This window comes from Acetivibrio clariflavus DSM 19732, from assembly GCF_000237085.1.
GTDB classification, from domain to species: domain Bacteria; phylum Bacillota; class Clostridia; order Acetivibrionales; family Acetivibrionaceae; genus Acetivibrio; species Acetivibrio clariflavus.
This window is the reverse complement of sequence record NC_016627.1, coordinates 4,480,221-4,494,651: the sequence shown is the minus strand read 5'-3', so window position 1 is coordinate 4,494,651 and position 14,431 is coordinate 4,480,221. Positions and strand designations below refer to the sequence as shown.

Below are 14,431 nucleotides of genomic sequence, written 5' to 3'. Positions count from 1 at the left end.
GAAAACAATTGCAACGTATTGATGCCAGCGTATTGGATCTGAAAGAAAAGGTAGTAAATATCGGACGTGTTACTAAGGTTGTTAAAGGTGGTAGGAATTTCCGTTTCAGTGCTTTAGTTGTTGTTGGAGATGAGAACGGACATGTAGGAGCTGGAATAGGAAAAGCAGCGGAAATACCTGATGCCATTAGAAAAGGTATTGAAGATGCCAAGAAAAATCTTATAAAAGTACCATTGGTTGAAACCACTATTCCCCATGAAGTTATTGGGGAATTTGGCGCCGGTAAAGTATTGATCAAACCAGCTAGTGAAGGTACCGGAGTTATAGCTGGAGGACCTGTAAGAGCGGTTCTTGAATTAGCGGGAGTTCGTAATATAAGAACAAAGTCTTTAGGATCAAATAATCCTATAAACATGGTTCGTGCTACTATTGAAGGACTTTCCCGTTTAAAGACAGCTGAGGAAGTAGCTAAACTCAGGAATAAGACAGTAGAAGAAGTATTAGGTTAGGAGGGGACTCTAGTGGCTAAGCTCAGAATTACTCTGGTGAGGAGTACCAGTAAACTTAAGGAAAAACAGTTAGCTACCGTTAGAGCTTTAGGATTAAAGAAAATAAGATCTGTGGTAGAGCATCAGGATAATCCTCAAATTAGAGGAATGATCAAAAAAGTAGAACATGTTGTTTCGGTAGAAGAAATATAAAAGGAGGTGTAATCCATGAAGTTGTTTGAATTGCAACCAGCACCAGGTTCAAAAAAGGCACCTAAAAGAAAAGGTAGAGGGCATGGTACAGGTAATGGTAAGACTGCCGGAAGAGGACATAAGGGACAAAATGCCCGTGCAGGCGGAGGAGTCAGACCTGGATTTGAAGGTGGACAGATGCCTCTCTATAGAAGAATTCCTAAAAGAGGATTTAACAATAAGTTGTTTGCAAAGGTATATGCTGAAGTAAATGTTTCGGCTTTAAATGTATTTGAAGACGGTGCTGTTGTAACACCTGAAGTTTTAATTGAAAAAGGACTTGTTAAGAAAGTCGTTGATGGAGTAGCAATCTTAGGAAACGGCGAACTTAATAAGAAACTTACTGTTAAGGCTGCAAGATTTACAAAAACAGCTTCAGCGAAAATTGAGGCTGCGGGGGGAAAGGCAGAGGTGATATAATATGGGCGGAATGTTTGAAACAATAAGAAATGCCTGGAAAATTCCCGATTTAAGACGCAAAATGTTCATAACTCTTATTATGCTGTTAATTTTCAGATTAGGATCCCATATTCCTGTTCCTGGTATGAATGCAGCCAGACTCAAGGAGCTGTCTGGAATGGGAACAATATTCGGATTCTTTGACATAGTATCGGGTGGTGCGTTCTCAAACGCAACGATTTTTGCGATGAGTATAACACCATATATCAACTCTTCAATCATTATGCAGCTTTTAACAGTAGCTATTCCGAAGCTTGAGCAGCTTGCCAAAGAAGGCGAAGAAGGTAGAAAGATTATTGCACGCTATACAAGATACGGAACGGTTATATTGGCATTTTTGCAGGCTACCGGCTTATATTTCGGACTTAGAGGTGCGGTTTCAAATCCCGGAATATTTTCCTATTTGACAATTGCATTATCCTTTACAGCCGGTACAGCATTCCTGATGTGGCTAGGTGAGCAGATAACTGAGTACGGCATAGGAAATGGTATTTCACTCTTGATTTTTGCAGGTATATTGTCAAGAGCTCCTCAAGGTGCTTTGATAATTTATAGCAATTACAATATGGGAAAGTTTGGTCCTAAAGGAATTCTTGGAATTCTAGGAGTAACAGCAGTATTGGTGTTGTCTTTACTAATTATTGCCCTTGTTGTTTGGGTACAAGATGCGGAAAGAAGAATACCGGTGCAATATGCGAAAAGAGTTGTGGGAAGAAAAATGTACGGCGGACAGAGTACTCATATTCCTATAAAGGTTAATCTGGCCGGCGTTATTCCAATAATTTTTGCTATGTCGTTTATAGCACTACCCTCAACTCTGGTGTCATTCTTCGCACCTGAGGCAACAGGCCCCGTTTGGAATTATATAAGAAATATGCAGTCAAGAATTGAAATATCCATTTTATCTGGATTGTTGGTAATGTTCTTCACATTCTTCTATACATTTATCCAATTCAATCCGATTGAATTGGCCAACAATATAAAGAAAAACGGAGGATTTATTCCAGGAATAAGACCTGGCAAACCAACATCGGATTATATTACTAAAGTTTTAAATAGAATTACATGGTTTTCAGCAGTATTCCTTGCGTTAATTCAAATAACGCCTGCGATACTTCAAGCTATAACCGGAATTAATGGAGTATGGTTTGCAGGAACCAGTGTTTTGATCCTTGTTGGTGTGGCTTTGGATACTGTAAAACAAGTTGAATCACAGATGCTGATGAGGCATTATAAAGGATTTTTAGACTAGTAGGTACATTTGTAACACATTTTTACTCCACCAAGGGGATCGGTAAGTACGGAAAAATGCCTGATGCCTCTGAGGGTATGCCGACAGGCAGAAAATGTGTTACAAAGTACGCTACTTTGTAATGTAAAATTAGCTCGGTTATAAATAGGGATAAGTAAATTATTAATGATATTTATAATCGAACAGATTAAAAGAAAAAAAATAAATTGATAAAATACACTTATTAATAAGGAAATATTTATTAGAAATTCATATTGTAAATAAGGAAGACTTATTACAATACGAATATAAAAGAATATCAGAATGTATCATATTTAAATTTGCAGCACGGTATTTTGGAGGTCAATATGAAGATTGTTTTATTGGGTGCCCCAGGTTCAGGAAAAGGAACACAGGCGGCAAATATTTCTGAGTGGTACAAAATCCCTCATATATCTACTGGAGATATCTTTAGAAGTAATATTAAGAATGGAACTGAATTAGGAAAGAAAGCTAAAGAATATATTGACAAGGGTTTACTTGTACCAGATGAATTGACAATTGATATTGTAAGTGACAGGCTAAAACAAACTGACTGTGAAAACGGATTTATACTTGACGGCTTTCCGAGAACGGTAAATCAGGCGGAAAAGCTTGATGAAATACTTAAGCAAAGAGGAACAAACCTCGATATAGTGTTGAATATTGAAGTATCGGATAGCGAAATAATTGCAAGGATGGGCGGCCGAAGAGTATGTACAAAATGCGGCATGAGCTATCATATTGAGTTTAATCCACCAGCGGAAGGAGATACATGCAAAGCTTGTGGAGAAAAAGTTGTTCAAAGGGAAGACGATAAGGAAGAAACAGTTATTCAAAGACTTCATACTTACCATAAACAGACTGAACCACTTATTGAATATTATAAAAAAGACAAAAAACTTGTCACTGTTCAAGGGCAAAAAAGTATCGATGATACTACAAGCGCTGTAAAAAAAGCTTTAGGTGGAATTTAAATGATATCGGTAAAATCGAAAAGTGAATTGGACCTTATGAGGAGAGCGGGAGAAGTTGTAGCTCTTGCTCATAAGAAAGTTGAAGAGGCTATTATGCCTGGAGTAACAACAGCAGAACTTGACAGAATTGCAGAGGAAGTTATAAGAAAACATGGTGCTATTCCATCATTTAAAGGTTATAAATGCCCATATCCCGACGGAATAGATTATCCATCAAGCATATGTGCTTCAATAAATAATGAAGTGGTACACGGTATTCCTGGTTTAAGGGAGTTAAAAGATGGAGATATTATAAGTATTGATATTGGCGCTTATTTGAACGGATTTCATGGTGATGCTGCAAGAACCTTTGCTGTCGGAAAAATATCACCGGAAGCTCAAAGGCTTATTGAAGCTACAAAACAAAGCTTCTTTGAGGGAATAAAAAATGCGGTGGAGGGTAACAGAATAATCGATATTTCTTCTGCCATTGAGAGCTATGTAGTTTCCTTTGGGTATTCAGTTGTCAGGGATTATGTAGGACACGGTATTGGCAGGGAAATGCATGAAGAGCCTCCAATACCGAATTATCGCAGCAGAGAAAGAGGACCTAGATTACAGCGAGGCATGACACTAGCCGTAGAACCTATGGTTAATGAAGGGACTTACAAAGTTAAACTTCTTCCTAATAAGTGGACAGTTGTGACTGCTGACGGTAAGCTCTCAGCTCACTATGAAAATACAATAGCTATTACAGAGAATGAACCGATTATATTGACAATGTTGGACTAAGGATGCAGGCAGTAAACAGAGGTGAAAAAAATGGATTTAACCCTTGGTCAGGTGGTGTATTCAAAAGCAGGTAGGGATAAAGGGAAAAAATTTATTGTAGTTGAAATGGTTGACGATTTGTATGTAAAGATATCCGATGGAGATCTTAGGAGAATTGAAAATCCAAAGCTGAAAAAGATGAAGCATTTACAGGTTACGGGAGAAATCATTCTTCCGTTAAAGGAAAAGCTGGAGAACAAAGCCAGAGTTTCAAACGCTGAGATACGAAAAGCCTTGGAAGTGACAGGAGATTTATAAATCCATATTAAATCATTTGATTTAAAATACTAATGAAATGATGAAATTTTATACCTATAGAAAGTTGGCAAATCGAAAAAACATTATATATATTATAAATGGGTTTAAAGCAGGTAAGGAGGGAGTTGAGTCTTGTCAAAGGAAGATGTTATTGAAGTTGAAGGCAAGGTTGTAGAGGCATTGCCAAATGCAATGTTTGAAGTGGAGCTTGATAATGGACATAGAATTCTGGCCCATATCTCAGGAAAGCTTAGAATGAATTTTATCAGGATTTTACCGGGAGATAGGGTTACACTTGAATTATCTCCTTATGATTTGACCCGTGGAAGAATAACTTGGAGAGCAAAGTAAGAATGCAAGTGAGAACAAAAACTTGTCCAAAGCTTATTAATTTTAGAAATACAATATTTCTAGATATTGAAATTAAATCAGAGAAGAAAGTTCTCGAGAGAAAGATTTAAGGAGGATTTAAGATGAAGGTAAAACCATCGGTTAAAGTTATTTGTGAGAAATGTAAAATAATCAGAAGAAAAGGCAGAGTAATGGTAATTTGTCAAAATCCTAAGCACAAACAAAGACAAGGTTAACTTATAGAGATGACAGTTGACAATGGACAGTACTTATCGTTAAATATATATAGGAATTTTTGAGATATTAATTCCAATAGTATATTGACATTCAAAAGACTGTCTTTTGTCAACTGTCATCAGTACAGTAAAAAATAACATACAGGATGCGGCTGCGCAATATAAGTCTTCTTCAAGTGAGGAGATTTATATTGTGTCCTGGATTGTTTATTTTATAAATTAATTAATTTTAAAATTATTAAGTATAGCTAATTACTACTGAATCTTACGGAGGTGTAAAAAAAGATGGCGCGTATTGCCGGAGTCGATTTACCCAGAGAGAAAAGGGTAGAAATTGGATTGACTTATATCTATGGAATAGGCAGGTCACTGTCAAACCAGATATTGTCAAAAACAGGTATTAACCCTGACACAAGAGTAAAAGATTTGACAGACGATGAGATAAATAAACTCAGAGAGATTATTGACAAGGAATATAAAGTTGAAGGTGACTTAAGAAGAGAAGTTTCTCTTAACATCAAAAGGTTGATGGAAATTGGCTGCTATAGAGGTAGAAGACACAGAATGGGTCTGCCTGTAAGAGGACAGAGGACTAAAACAAATGCTAGAACAAGAAAAGGTCCAAAGAAAACTGTTGGAGTACAAAGAAAGAAATAGTTAAAGGAGGTTAGCGATTTAATGGCAACTAAAACAGCAGGTGGCAAGAGACCCACTAGAAAAAGAAGAGAACGTAAAAATATTGAACGTGGTGCAGCACACATACGCTCCACATTTAATAATACAATAGTTACATTGACCGATGTATCAGGAAATGCAATTGCTTGGTCAAGTGCAGGAAGTCTTGGTTTTAGGGGTTCGAAAAAGAGCACACCTTTTGCAGCACAAATGGCTGCCGAAACAGCAGCAAAAGCAGCTATGGAACATGGACTGAAAACTGTTGAAGTTTATGTTAAAGGCCCGGGATCAGGTAGAGAAGCTGCTATAAGAGCTCTGCAAGCTGCAGGTCTTGAAGTAAGTCTTATAAAAGATGTTACTCCAATTCCTCACAATGGTTGTAGACCGCCTAAGAGAAGAAGAGTTTAATAATATAATGGTATCCCAATAATATATAATAGAAGTGTTGTTAATGTAATTAATACTCATTGGAGGTGTAAAATTAAATGGCAAGATATACCGGAGCATCTTGCAGACTTTGCCGTAGGGAAGGTGAAAAACTTTTCCTCAAAGGGGAAAGATGCTATACAAATAAATGTGCGGTTGCTAGAAGAGGCTATGCTCCAGGACAACATGGCCAAAACAGAAAGAAATTATCAGAATATGGTATCCAGCTTCGTGAGAAACAAAAAGCAAGAAGATATTATGGAGTGCTTGAAAGCCAGTTTAGAAAATATTTTGAAATGGCTGTTAGAAAGAAGGGAGTTACAGGAGTGAACCTGCTTCAATTATTGGAATTAAGGCTGGATAATGTAATTTATAGATTGGGTCTTGCTACATCAAGACCGGAGGCAAGACAATTGGTTAGACACGGTCATTTTATGGTAAATGGCAGTAGGGTTGATATACCATCATATATAACTAAATTGGGCGATAAAATCACTGTTGCTGAGAAAAGCAAATCTTCACCGAAGATAAAATCAATTTTGGAAAACACATCAGGAAAGGTTATTCCAAAGTGGCTTGAGTTCGACGCTGATAACCTTACTGGCAAGATTGTTGCTCTTCCATCGAGAGAAGATATTGACTTACCGTTAAAAGAAAACCTTATTGTTGAGTTATACTCCAAGTAATAAAGATATAGATAGAAATAAATGGAGCGTAATTGTTATTGTTTCATTATTTCTATGTTGTGATATCAGTGAGATTGCTTGGTACAGCAACTGAGGATTCTCAATGTAGATGGAAGTTCAGTATGTGCTACGATTAGAGATAAAGAATATTGAATCGGTTGCCCTCAAAAAAATAAATTTGTTGTAAAAAGGAGGGTTTTTGATGATAGAGATTGAAAAGCCTAAAATAGAATGTGTGATTTCTAGCGAGGATAACACTTACGGCAAATTTGTAGTTGAACCTTTGGAACGAGGATATGGCATAACTCTAGGTAATGCATTGAGAAGAATATTGCTTTCATCTTTGCCCGGTGCTGCTGTAACATCAATAAAGATTGATGGTGTGTTGCACGAGTTTTCGACGATACCTGGAGTAGTTGAAGATGTAACAGAAATTATTCTTAATATAAAAGGTCTATCTTTGAAGCTTCATGGAGACGGGCCTAAGGTTATGTATATTGATGCTGACGGAGAAGGTGAAGTAACTGCCGGTGATATTAAAACTGATGCAGATGTTGAGATCCTTAATCCGGAGCATAAAATAGCAACACTGAGCGGAGATCATAGGCTTTACATGGAATTGACAGTAAACAGAGGACGCGGTTATGTTTCAGCAGAAAAAAATAAACATCCGGGACAGCCAATAGGTATTATACCTGTTGATTCAATATATACTCCGGTTACTAAAGTGAATTATACTGTTGAAAATACACGTGTCGGACAAGTTACTGATTACGACAAGCTAACTTTAGAAGTATGGACAAACGGAAGCATTAAGCCTGATGAAGCAATTAGTCTTGGTGCAAAAATAATGAGCGAGCATTTGAATCTGTTTATTGATTTGTCAGATAATGCAAAGAATGCAGAAATCATGGTAGAAAAAGAAGAGACCAAGAAAGAGAAAGTTCTTGAAATGACAATCGAAGAACTTGATTTATCGGTAAGGTCATATAACTGCTTGAAGAGAGCAGGAATAAATACTGTTGAAGACCTTACAAACAGAACCGAGGAAGATATGATGAAGGTTAGAAACCTTGGTAAAAAGTCCTTGGAAGAAGTTTATAACAAGCTTAAGGCATTAGGTTTGTCATTAGCTCCAAGTGAAGACTAATCAACAAAAAGTCGAATAGAGGTTTGGTGAGAAGGAGGTAAAAGAATGCCAGCGCAAAGAAAATTAGGGCGGCCTACCGACCAAAGAAAAGCAATGCTTAAAAGTTTAGTGTCAGCCCTATTTGAGAAAGGTAAAATCGAAACTACTGAGGCAAGAGCCAAGGAAGTTAAAAATATTGCAGAAAAGCTTATTGCTTTAGCAGTTAAAGAATGTGACAACTTTACATCAAAACAGGTTAAAGTTAGTGCGCCAAAACTTGATTCAAAGGGTAATAAAATTACAAATAAAGTTACATCCAAGAACGGAAAAACATACTACGTTGTTGAAAGAGAAATTAAGACCGACATGGTTCGTGTAGACAATCCATCAAGATTGAGTGCAAGAAGGAAAGCTATGAATTGGCTATACAGAATCAAGGATAGCGAAGGAAAAACAATTAACCTGGCAAATAAGCTTTTTGATGAAATAGCTCCTAAGTACAAAGAAAAGAACGGTGGATATACAAGGATCTACAAGTTGGGACCAAGAAAAGGTGACGGAGCTGAAATGGTAATATTAGAGCTTGTGTAATATGAAATAATAAGGATTAGGTGGGCTTGTTATCCATTCTAATCCTTTTTATATTCAATTTAGCATAACAAGATTAAAAGTAAAAGCAGGCAGTTTATAAGAAACAAATTTCAAAATGGAGAGGCAGAAAATATAGGGGTAAATATGACAACAAAAATAATTAAATTTGACAATGTGGAATATAAGTACAAAAGTAGTACAGAAGCAGAATTAAAACCTGCTGTTTCTAATTTCAATTTAGAGATTGAGCAAGGGCAGTTTGTGGCGGTAATTGGCAGGAATGGTTCCGGAAAGTCAACTTTTGCCCGTTTGATGAATGCCTTGATTTTGCCAACAAAAGGTACTGTTTATATAAATGGTATAAAAACTTCAGATGATGGCCATCTGTGGGATATAAGGCAGTGCGTGGGCATGGTGTTCCAAAACCCCGACAATCAGATAATTGCAACTTCTGTTGAAGAAGATGTAGCCTTTGGACCTGAAAATCTGGGTATTCCATCAAATGAAATAAAAGCTCGAGTGGAAGATTCACTAAAGGCAGTGGGAATGCTTGAATACAGGAAATCAGCACCTCATAATCTATCCGGAGGTCAAAAACAGAGAATAGCAATAGCAGGAATTCTAGCCATGAATCCGCAGTGTATAATATTGGACGAAGCAACATCCATGCTTGATCCCATAGGTCGAAAAGAAGTTTTGGAAGTTTTAAAGAAGTTAAATTCGGAGGAGAATATAACAATCATACATATAACGCATCATATGAACGAGGCGGTATATGCCGACAGAGTGGTTATTATTGACGACGGGCAAATTATCAAAGACGGTTCACCCCACGAAATTTTTGCCGATGTGGAAGGAGTTAAAAAATTAGGGCTAGATGTTCCGCAAGTGACAGAACTATTATATGAATTAAAAAGGGAAGGTTTTAAAGTTCCGCTTGAAGTTATAGATGTAGAAGAGGCAGTAGAGGTACTTAAAGACTTATTGCTTTAAAAAATTAACTTTCAAACTGATTTATTTGCGAAAAATATACTTAAAACATGTAGAATTGTTGGCAAACATGGTTATTGTGTTGCCTAATTAAGTCAAAATAATCGGACTTTTCGGCAATAGAAGCCGATGATTATACAGTTTTGGTGCTTTTTAATATCCAGTAACCGGCATCTTTAATTATTACTTCACAATTGCCGTATATGGATTCAAGTTTTTCTAAAGCCGATTTGGCGCCTTGCTTCTTTTGAATAACAAGGTATATTGATCCGTTGGCATTGAGATAGTCTATACTTTGTTCAAAAAGTGGATAAATTACTTTTTTTCCGGCTCTTATGGGAGGATTGCTGACTATTACATCGAAATTGCCGGAAACCTTTTCAAAACCGTCGCTTTGAATTGCCTGGGCATTTTTAATGTTATTAAGTTCAATATTTCTATTTGCCAGTTCTACAGCTCTTTCGTTTATATCAACCATCGTTACTTCGGAAGAAGGATTAAGAAGTGACAGTGAAATTCCAATCACACCGTAACCGCAACCTAAATCAAGAATTTTGCCGGAAGTTTGCGGTACTGAATTGATAAGGAGATTACTCCCAAAATCAACTCTTTTTTTGGAAAAGACACCTGCATCAGTTATAAATTCCAGTTGAAAATCCTTAACCTTAAAATGTATTTTATTTTCATTGTGAGCGACACTTGGCTTTTGTGAATAGTAATGTTCCATTACATTTCCCTCCAAATACGAAAAAATTATATTTCCATAATACCAGTATTGTTTGTTTTATTGTTTGAAAGTATGCTATTAATTATAGCATATCATAGTATTATTTTTAAGTTAATAAAATTACAGGCTTGAAGTAATGGGATAAAAAGTGTATAAATAATATGATATGCGAAATATTGCTGTATTTTGTTGAGTATTATAGCGGATTGATGGCAATTGTAAAAGGTATATTCGGTTGGAGGCAAAATGACAATTAAAATAGAGAACCTTTCGTATGTATATATGAAGGGAACACCCTTTGAGAAAAAAGCATTGGATAATATAAACTTAGTCATTAATGACGGTGAACTTCTGGGTATTATTGGGCATACCGGATCCGGAAAGTCAACACTGGTTCAGCATATGAATGGAATATTAAAACCCACATCCGGCAAGATATATATCGATGGTATTGATATATCGGAAAAAAAAGCAAAAGAACTTAGAAATCAGGTGGGTATTGTATTTCAGTATCCTGAACATCAACTGTTTGAGGAAACGGTTTTCAAAGATATAGCTTTTGGGCTTGAAAAAAGAGGACTTAAAGAGGATGAAATAGAGGTAAAAGTAAAAAAAGCTTTAAAAATGGTTGAACTCTCAGAGGAAATTTTATCAAAATCCCCTTTTGAGCTTTCGGGCGGGCAGAAGAGACGAGTTGCCATTGCCGGAGTTTTGGTTTTGGAACCGAGAATACTCGTATTGGATGAACCGACTGCAGGACTTGACCCAAGGGGGAGAGATGCTGTATATGAACTGATTTTGAATCTTCACAAACAGCTTAATATTACTGTGATTTTAGTTTCTCATAGCATGGAGGATATTGCAAGGATAGCAAAAAGAATAATTGTTATGAACAGTGGAAACATAGAGATGGACGGAACAATTGAACAGGTCTTTAAGCAGCATGAAAGACTTGAACAAATCGGATTGTCGGTTCCTCAAATCACTTATTTGATGAGAAGGCTCAAAAGATATGTGCCTGAAATCAGTGATGATATTTTTACAATTGCCGATGCCAAAGAAGAAATAATTAAATTTCTTACAAAGCGGAATATAAAACAAAATAATTAAGACAGTCAGAATAGATTTATGAAGCATTATACAAGATTTATAATATAACACAAGCGGCATTAGGGTGGAGTAAATGATTAAAGATATAACATTAGGCCAATACTTTCCTGGCGAATCAATTATACATAGAATGGATCCTAGAGTTAAAATTGTATTGACAGCGATACTTATGGTGACACTGTTGATAATAGACTCTTATATTTCATTTTCACTGTTTGCGATATTGGTTTTTGCAGCTGTTGCTGTATCCAAAGTACCTGTAAGGTATACTTTAAAAGGTTTAAAGCCTATATTGTTTATTGTTGTGTTTGCTGCTATAGTGAATATTTTTTTTACACCCGGTACAGAAGTATTGAGTTTCAAATATATAAGGATAACCTTTGAGGGAATTCATTTGGCGGTAAAAATGGCAATCAGGCTCTCGCTGCTGGTTATCGGTACATCTCTGCTTACTTTGACAACAACTCCCATAGCTTTGACGGACGGAATTGAGAGATTGTTTGAACCTCTGAAACATGTTAAAGTTCCGGTACACGAGTTTGCTATGATGATGACTATTGCTCTCAGATTTATTCCCACATTGCTGGAAGAGACCGATAAAATAATGAAAGCTCAGATATCAAGAGGAGCGGATTTTGATTCGGGGAACATTGTAAAGAGGGCAAAAAGTTTTATCCCAATACTGGTACCATTGTTTGTAAGTGCCTTCAGAAGGGCAGATGAGCTGGCTGATGCAATGAATGCCAGATGTTACAGGGGAGGAATAGGAAGAACAAGAATGAACGAGTTGCATTTGTCAGGAATAGATGCTATTGCAAGTCTGGTGGTAATAATTTTTGAAATACTGATTTTGCTGTTTTAGCAATATATTATATAATATATGTACAATGCTTTGAATTACTTGTATAATTGTTTATACATGCTATTTTAATTCATTTTAAAAATTGGGTTGTAAAAGTTTAAGTCGATCATTAATAAAGAGTGGGGAGGATAATCATGTATTCTGTGGGTATTGATCTTGGGGGAACAAATATAGCAGCAGGATTGGTTGATCAGGATGGGAAAATATTGTATAAGGAAAGCGTACCGACTAATGCGCAGAGGCCTTATACGGAAATAATAAAAGATATGGCAGAGCTTTCTTATAACGTGATCAAAGGTGCAAATGTAAAAATAGATGAGGTACAAAAAATAGGGATAGGAAGCCCCGGTACTCCGAACTGTAAAGAAGGAATTCTAATTTTTAGCGGTAACCTGAATTTCAGAAACGTTCCTATAAAAGCAGAAATGCAGAAGTACATTAATCTGCCTGTATATCTTGATAACGATGCAAATTGTGCAGCTTTGGCTGAAAGCGTTGCAGGGAGTGCAAAAGGTGCGAAACATTCGGTTACCATTACTTTGGGAACAGGTATAGGCGGAGGAATAATTATTGACGGTAAAATTTACAGTGGATTTAACTATGCTGGTGCGGAAATAGGCCATATGGTTATACACTGTGATGGGGTACAGTGTACCTGTGGCAGGAAAGGCTGTTGGGAGACCTATGCCTCTGCTACTGCTTTAATAAGGCAAACGACAAAAGCTGCACAGGAAAATCCCGATTCGATAATCAACCAGCTGGTTGATGGAGATTTAAGCAAAATAAATGCCAAAACGCCTTTTGATGCAGCAAAGCAAGGGGATGAAGTAGGTAATAGGGTTGTTAAACAATATATAAAATATATAGCTGAGGGACTGATAAATGTTATAAATATATTTATGCCGGAAGTAGTAGTAATTGGCGGCGGAGTTTGCAAAGAAGGTGAATATCTGCTTAAGCCACTGAGAGAATTGGTTTATGCCGGGGTCTTCAGCAGGGAAGAAATACCGCAGACACAAATAAAGACAGCTCAAATGGGTAATGATGCCGGAATAATCGGTGCAGCTATGCTGGGATAGGATAAAAAGGACTGAATATTATAAGATAAACTATTAAGGGCACATGGAACTGTGTCCTTTAAAATTATACGGAAGTTTTAAAGTATAACTTGCTGAAAAGGAAACTAAGATAAAAAATACATTAGGAAGGGTAATAGAAAGAGTGCACAGGTGATAAAAGAAATGAAAAATGTGAAGCTTACAATTGAATATGATGGTACCAATTATCATGGCTGGCAGGCCCAGTCAAATGCAAAAACGGTTCAGGGGACAATAGAAAAGGCGATACATGGATTAACGGGAGAAAAAATAGCTATAACCGGTTCAAGCAGGACGGATCAAGGAGTTCATGCTTATGGGCAGGTTGCAAACTTTTTTACTAATTCCAATATTCCTCCAGAGAGGTTTTCATATGCTTTAAACAGAATGCTTCCTGATGATATTGTTATAAAAAAATCGGAAGAGGTAAGCATGGATTTCCATGCCAGATATTGTTCAAAAGGGAAAAAATATAGATATTTAATCTATAATAACAGCTTTCCGTCGGCAATATATCGAAACAGGGCCTATCACATATCACATCGTTTGGATTTGGAGAAAATGAACAGAGCAATTGAGTTTTTTAAAGGTACTCATGATTTTTCGGCTTTTAGGGCAACGGGAAGCAGTTCAAAAACATCAGTAAGGACCATTTTTGATGTAAGCCTTACCAGTAAGGAAGATTTGATTTGTTTTGAAGTATCGGGCGATGGCTTTTTATATAACATGGTAAGAATCATGGTGGGTACAATAGTTGATGTCGGAATGGGAAGAATAGAGGCTGAGGATATTCCCGATATAATTGAAAGTTTAGACAGAAGAAGAGCCGGAAGGACAGCACCGCCTCAAGGTTTGTATCTTGTTGAGGTTTATTATTGAAAATTAGGATTGAAATTGATTTATAATACAATTCCTTATAATGAAAGGATTATATTAATTTGTTTTTATGGAAAAAATCCAAAAAGGATATTTTTAAGGCGCTTTGCACAACCTAATAAAAAATGAAATGGCGAACGATTATACAAGAGTATGAAGTA

At 36.5% G+C, this 14,431-nt stretch carries 20 protein-coding genes; 19 read left to right on the top strand and 1 reads right to left on the bottom strand.

The genetic code is table 11. From position 1 onward, the window contains the following. The first annotated feature begins 8 nt into the window (after positions 1-8). The 15 genes from rpsE to CLOCL_RS18880 all read left to right on the top strand — a co-directional run bounded on the left by rpsE (position 9) and on the right by CLOCL_RS18880 (position 9,601). Positions 9-509, top strand: coding sequence for a 30S ribosomal protein S5 (gene rpsE, locus CLOCL_RS18950; protein ID WP_014256827.1), 501 nt, complete (start codon positions 9-11; stop codon positions 507-509). Between the two features lie 12 nt (positions 510-521). Further along, a complete protein-coding gene (gene rpmD / locus CLOCL_RS18945; RefSeq protein ID WP_014256826.1) occupies positions 522-701 on the top strand; it encodes a 50S ribosomal protein L30 in 180 nt (59 codons plus the stop codon). A gap of 15 nt (positions 702-716) precedes the next feature. After that, positions 717-1,160: a 50S ribosomal protein L15 gene (gene rplO, locus CLOCL_RS18940; protein ID WP_014256825.1), complete on the top strand. Its 444-nt coding sequence runs from the start codon at positions 717-719 to the stop codon at positions 1,158-1,160. A 1-nt stretch (position 1,161) separates the two neighbouring features. After that, complete coding sequence (secY, locus tag CLOCL_RS18935; RefSeq protein ID WP_014256824.1) at positions 1,162-2,451, top strand: preprotein translocase subunit SecY; 1,290 nt, start codon at positions 1,162-1,164, stop codon at positions 2,449-2,451. Positions 2,452-2,798: 347 nt separating this feature from the next. Beyond that, positions 2,799-3,446 (top strand): adenylate kinase, encoded by a 648-nt coding sequence (locus tag CLOCL_RS18930; protein WP_014256823.1) that lies wholly within the window; start codon positions 2,799-2,801, stop codon positions 3,444-3,446. Further along, complete coding sequence (gene map, locus CLOCL_RS18925; RefSeq protein WP_014256822.1) at positions 3,447-4,217, top strand: type I methionyl aminopeptidase; 771 nt, start codon at positions 3,447-3,449, stop codon at positions 4,215-4,217. A gap of 30 nt (positions 4,218-4,247) precedes the next feature. Continuing rightward, complete coding sequence (locus CLOCL_RS18920) at positions 4,248-4,514, top strand: KOW domain-containing RNA-binding protein (protein ID WP_014256821.1); 267 nt, start codon at positions 4,248-4,250, stop codon at positions 4,512-4,514. Positions 4,515-4,646: 132 nt separating this feature from the next. After that, positions 4,647-4,865 (top strand): translation initiation factor IF-1, encoded by a 219-nt coding sequence (gene infA / locus CLOCL_RS18915; protein ID WP_014256820.1) that lies wholly within the window; start codon positions 4,647-4,649, stop codon positions 4,863-4,865. Between the two features lie 122 nt (positions 4,866-4,987). Beyond that, positions 4,988-5,101 (top strand): 50S ribosomal protein L36, encoded by a 114-nt coding sequence (gene rpmJ, locus CLOCL_RS18910; protein WP_010246774.1) that lies wholly within the window; start codon positions 4,988-4,990, stop codon positions 5,099-5,101. Between the two features lie 285 nt (positions 5,102-5,386). Next, positions 5,387-5,758, top strand: a complete 372-nt coding sequence (gene rpsM / locus CLOCL_RS18905) for a 30S ribosomal protein S13 (RefSeq protein ID WP_014256819.1) — start codon at positions 5,387-5,389, stop codon at positions 5,756-5,758. Between the two features lie 21 nt (positions 5,759-5,779). Continuing rightward, complete coding sequence (gene rpsK / locus CLOCL_RS18900) at positions 5,780-6,184, top strand: 30S ribosomal protein S11 (protein ID WP_014256818.1); 405 nt, start codon at positions 5,780-5,782, stop codon at positions 6,182-6,184. A 77-nt stretch (positions 6,185-6,261) separates the two neighbouring features. Then, positions 6,262-6,888: a 30S ribosomal protein S4 gene (rpsD, locus tag CLOCL_RS18895; RefSeq protein ID WP_014256817.1), complete on the top strand. Its 627-nt coding sequence runs from the start codon at positions 6,262-6,264 to the stop codon at positions 6,886-6,888. A gap of 202 nt (positions 6,889-7,090) precedes the next feature. Next, positions 7,091-8,038 carry a DNA-directed RNA polymerase subunit alpha gene (locus tag CLOCL_RS18890; RefSeq protein WP_014256816.1) on the top strand — a complete coding sequence of 316 codons (948 nt, stop codon included), beginning with the start codon at positions 7,091-7,093 and terminating at the stop codon, positions 8,036-8,038. Between the two features lie 45 nt (positions 8,039-8,083). Beyond that, positions 8,084-8,608, top strand: a complete 525-nt coding sequence (locus CLOCL_RS18885) for a bL17 family ribosomal protein (protein WP_014256815.1) — start codon at positions 8,084-8,086, stop codon at positions 8,606-8,608. Between the two features lie 144 nt (positions 8,609-8,752). Beyond that, positions 8,753-9,601, top strand: a complete 849-nt coding sequence (locus tag CLOCL_RS18880) for an energy-coupling factor transporter ATPase (RefSeq protein ID WP_014256814.1) — start codon at positions 8,753-8,755, stop codon at positions 9,599-9,601. A 130-nt stretch (positions 9,602-9,731) separates the two neighbouring features. On the opposite strand, the gene CLOCL_RS18875 is transcribed toward CLOCL_RS18880, so the two are convergent. Next, positions 9,732-10,325, bottom strand: a complete 594-nt coding sequence (locus tag CLOCL_RS18875) for a class I SAM-dependent methyltransferase (protein ID WP_014256813.1) — start codon at positions 10,323-10,325, stop codon at positions 9,732-9,734. 246 nt (positions 10,326-10,571) lie between these two features. Between CLOCL_RS18875 and CLOCL_RS18870 the strand changes: the two genes are divergently transcribed. From CLOCL_RS18870 to truA, 4 genes are all read left to right on the top strand, one after another. Further along, positions 10,572-11,435, top strand: coding sequence for an energy-coupling factor transporter ATPase (locus CLOCL_RS18870; RefSeq protein WP_014256812.1), 864 nt, complete (start codon positions 10,572-10,574; stop codon positions 11,433-11,435). Positions 11,436-11,508: 73 nt separating this feature from the next. Further along, entirely contained in the window at positions 11,509-12,297 is a 789-nt protein-coding gene (locus tag CLOCL_RS18865; RefSeq protein WP_014256811.1) for an energy-coupling factor transporter transmembrane component T family protein, read from the top strand. Positions 12,298-12,431: 134 nt separating this feature from the next. Then, complete coding sequence (locus CLOCL_RS18860; protein WP_014256810.1) at positions 12,432-13,376, top strand: ROK family protein; 945 nt, start codon at positions 12,432-12,434, stop codon at positions 13,374-13,376. 162 nt (positions 13,377-13,538) lie between these two features. Next, positions 13,539-14,273 (top strand): tRNA pseudouridine(38-40) synthase TruA, encoded by a 735-nt coding sequence (truA, locus tag CLOCL_RS18855; RefSeq protein WP_014256809.1) that lies wholly within the window; start codon positions 13,539-13,541, stop codon positions 14,271-14,273. Positions 14,274-14,431: the final 158 nt, after the last annotated feature.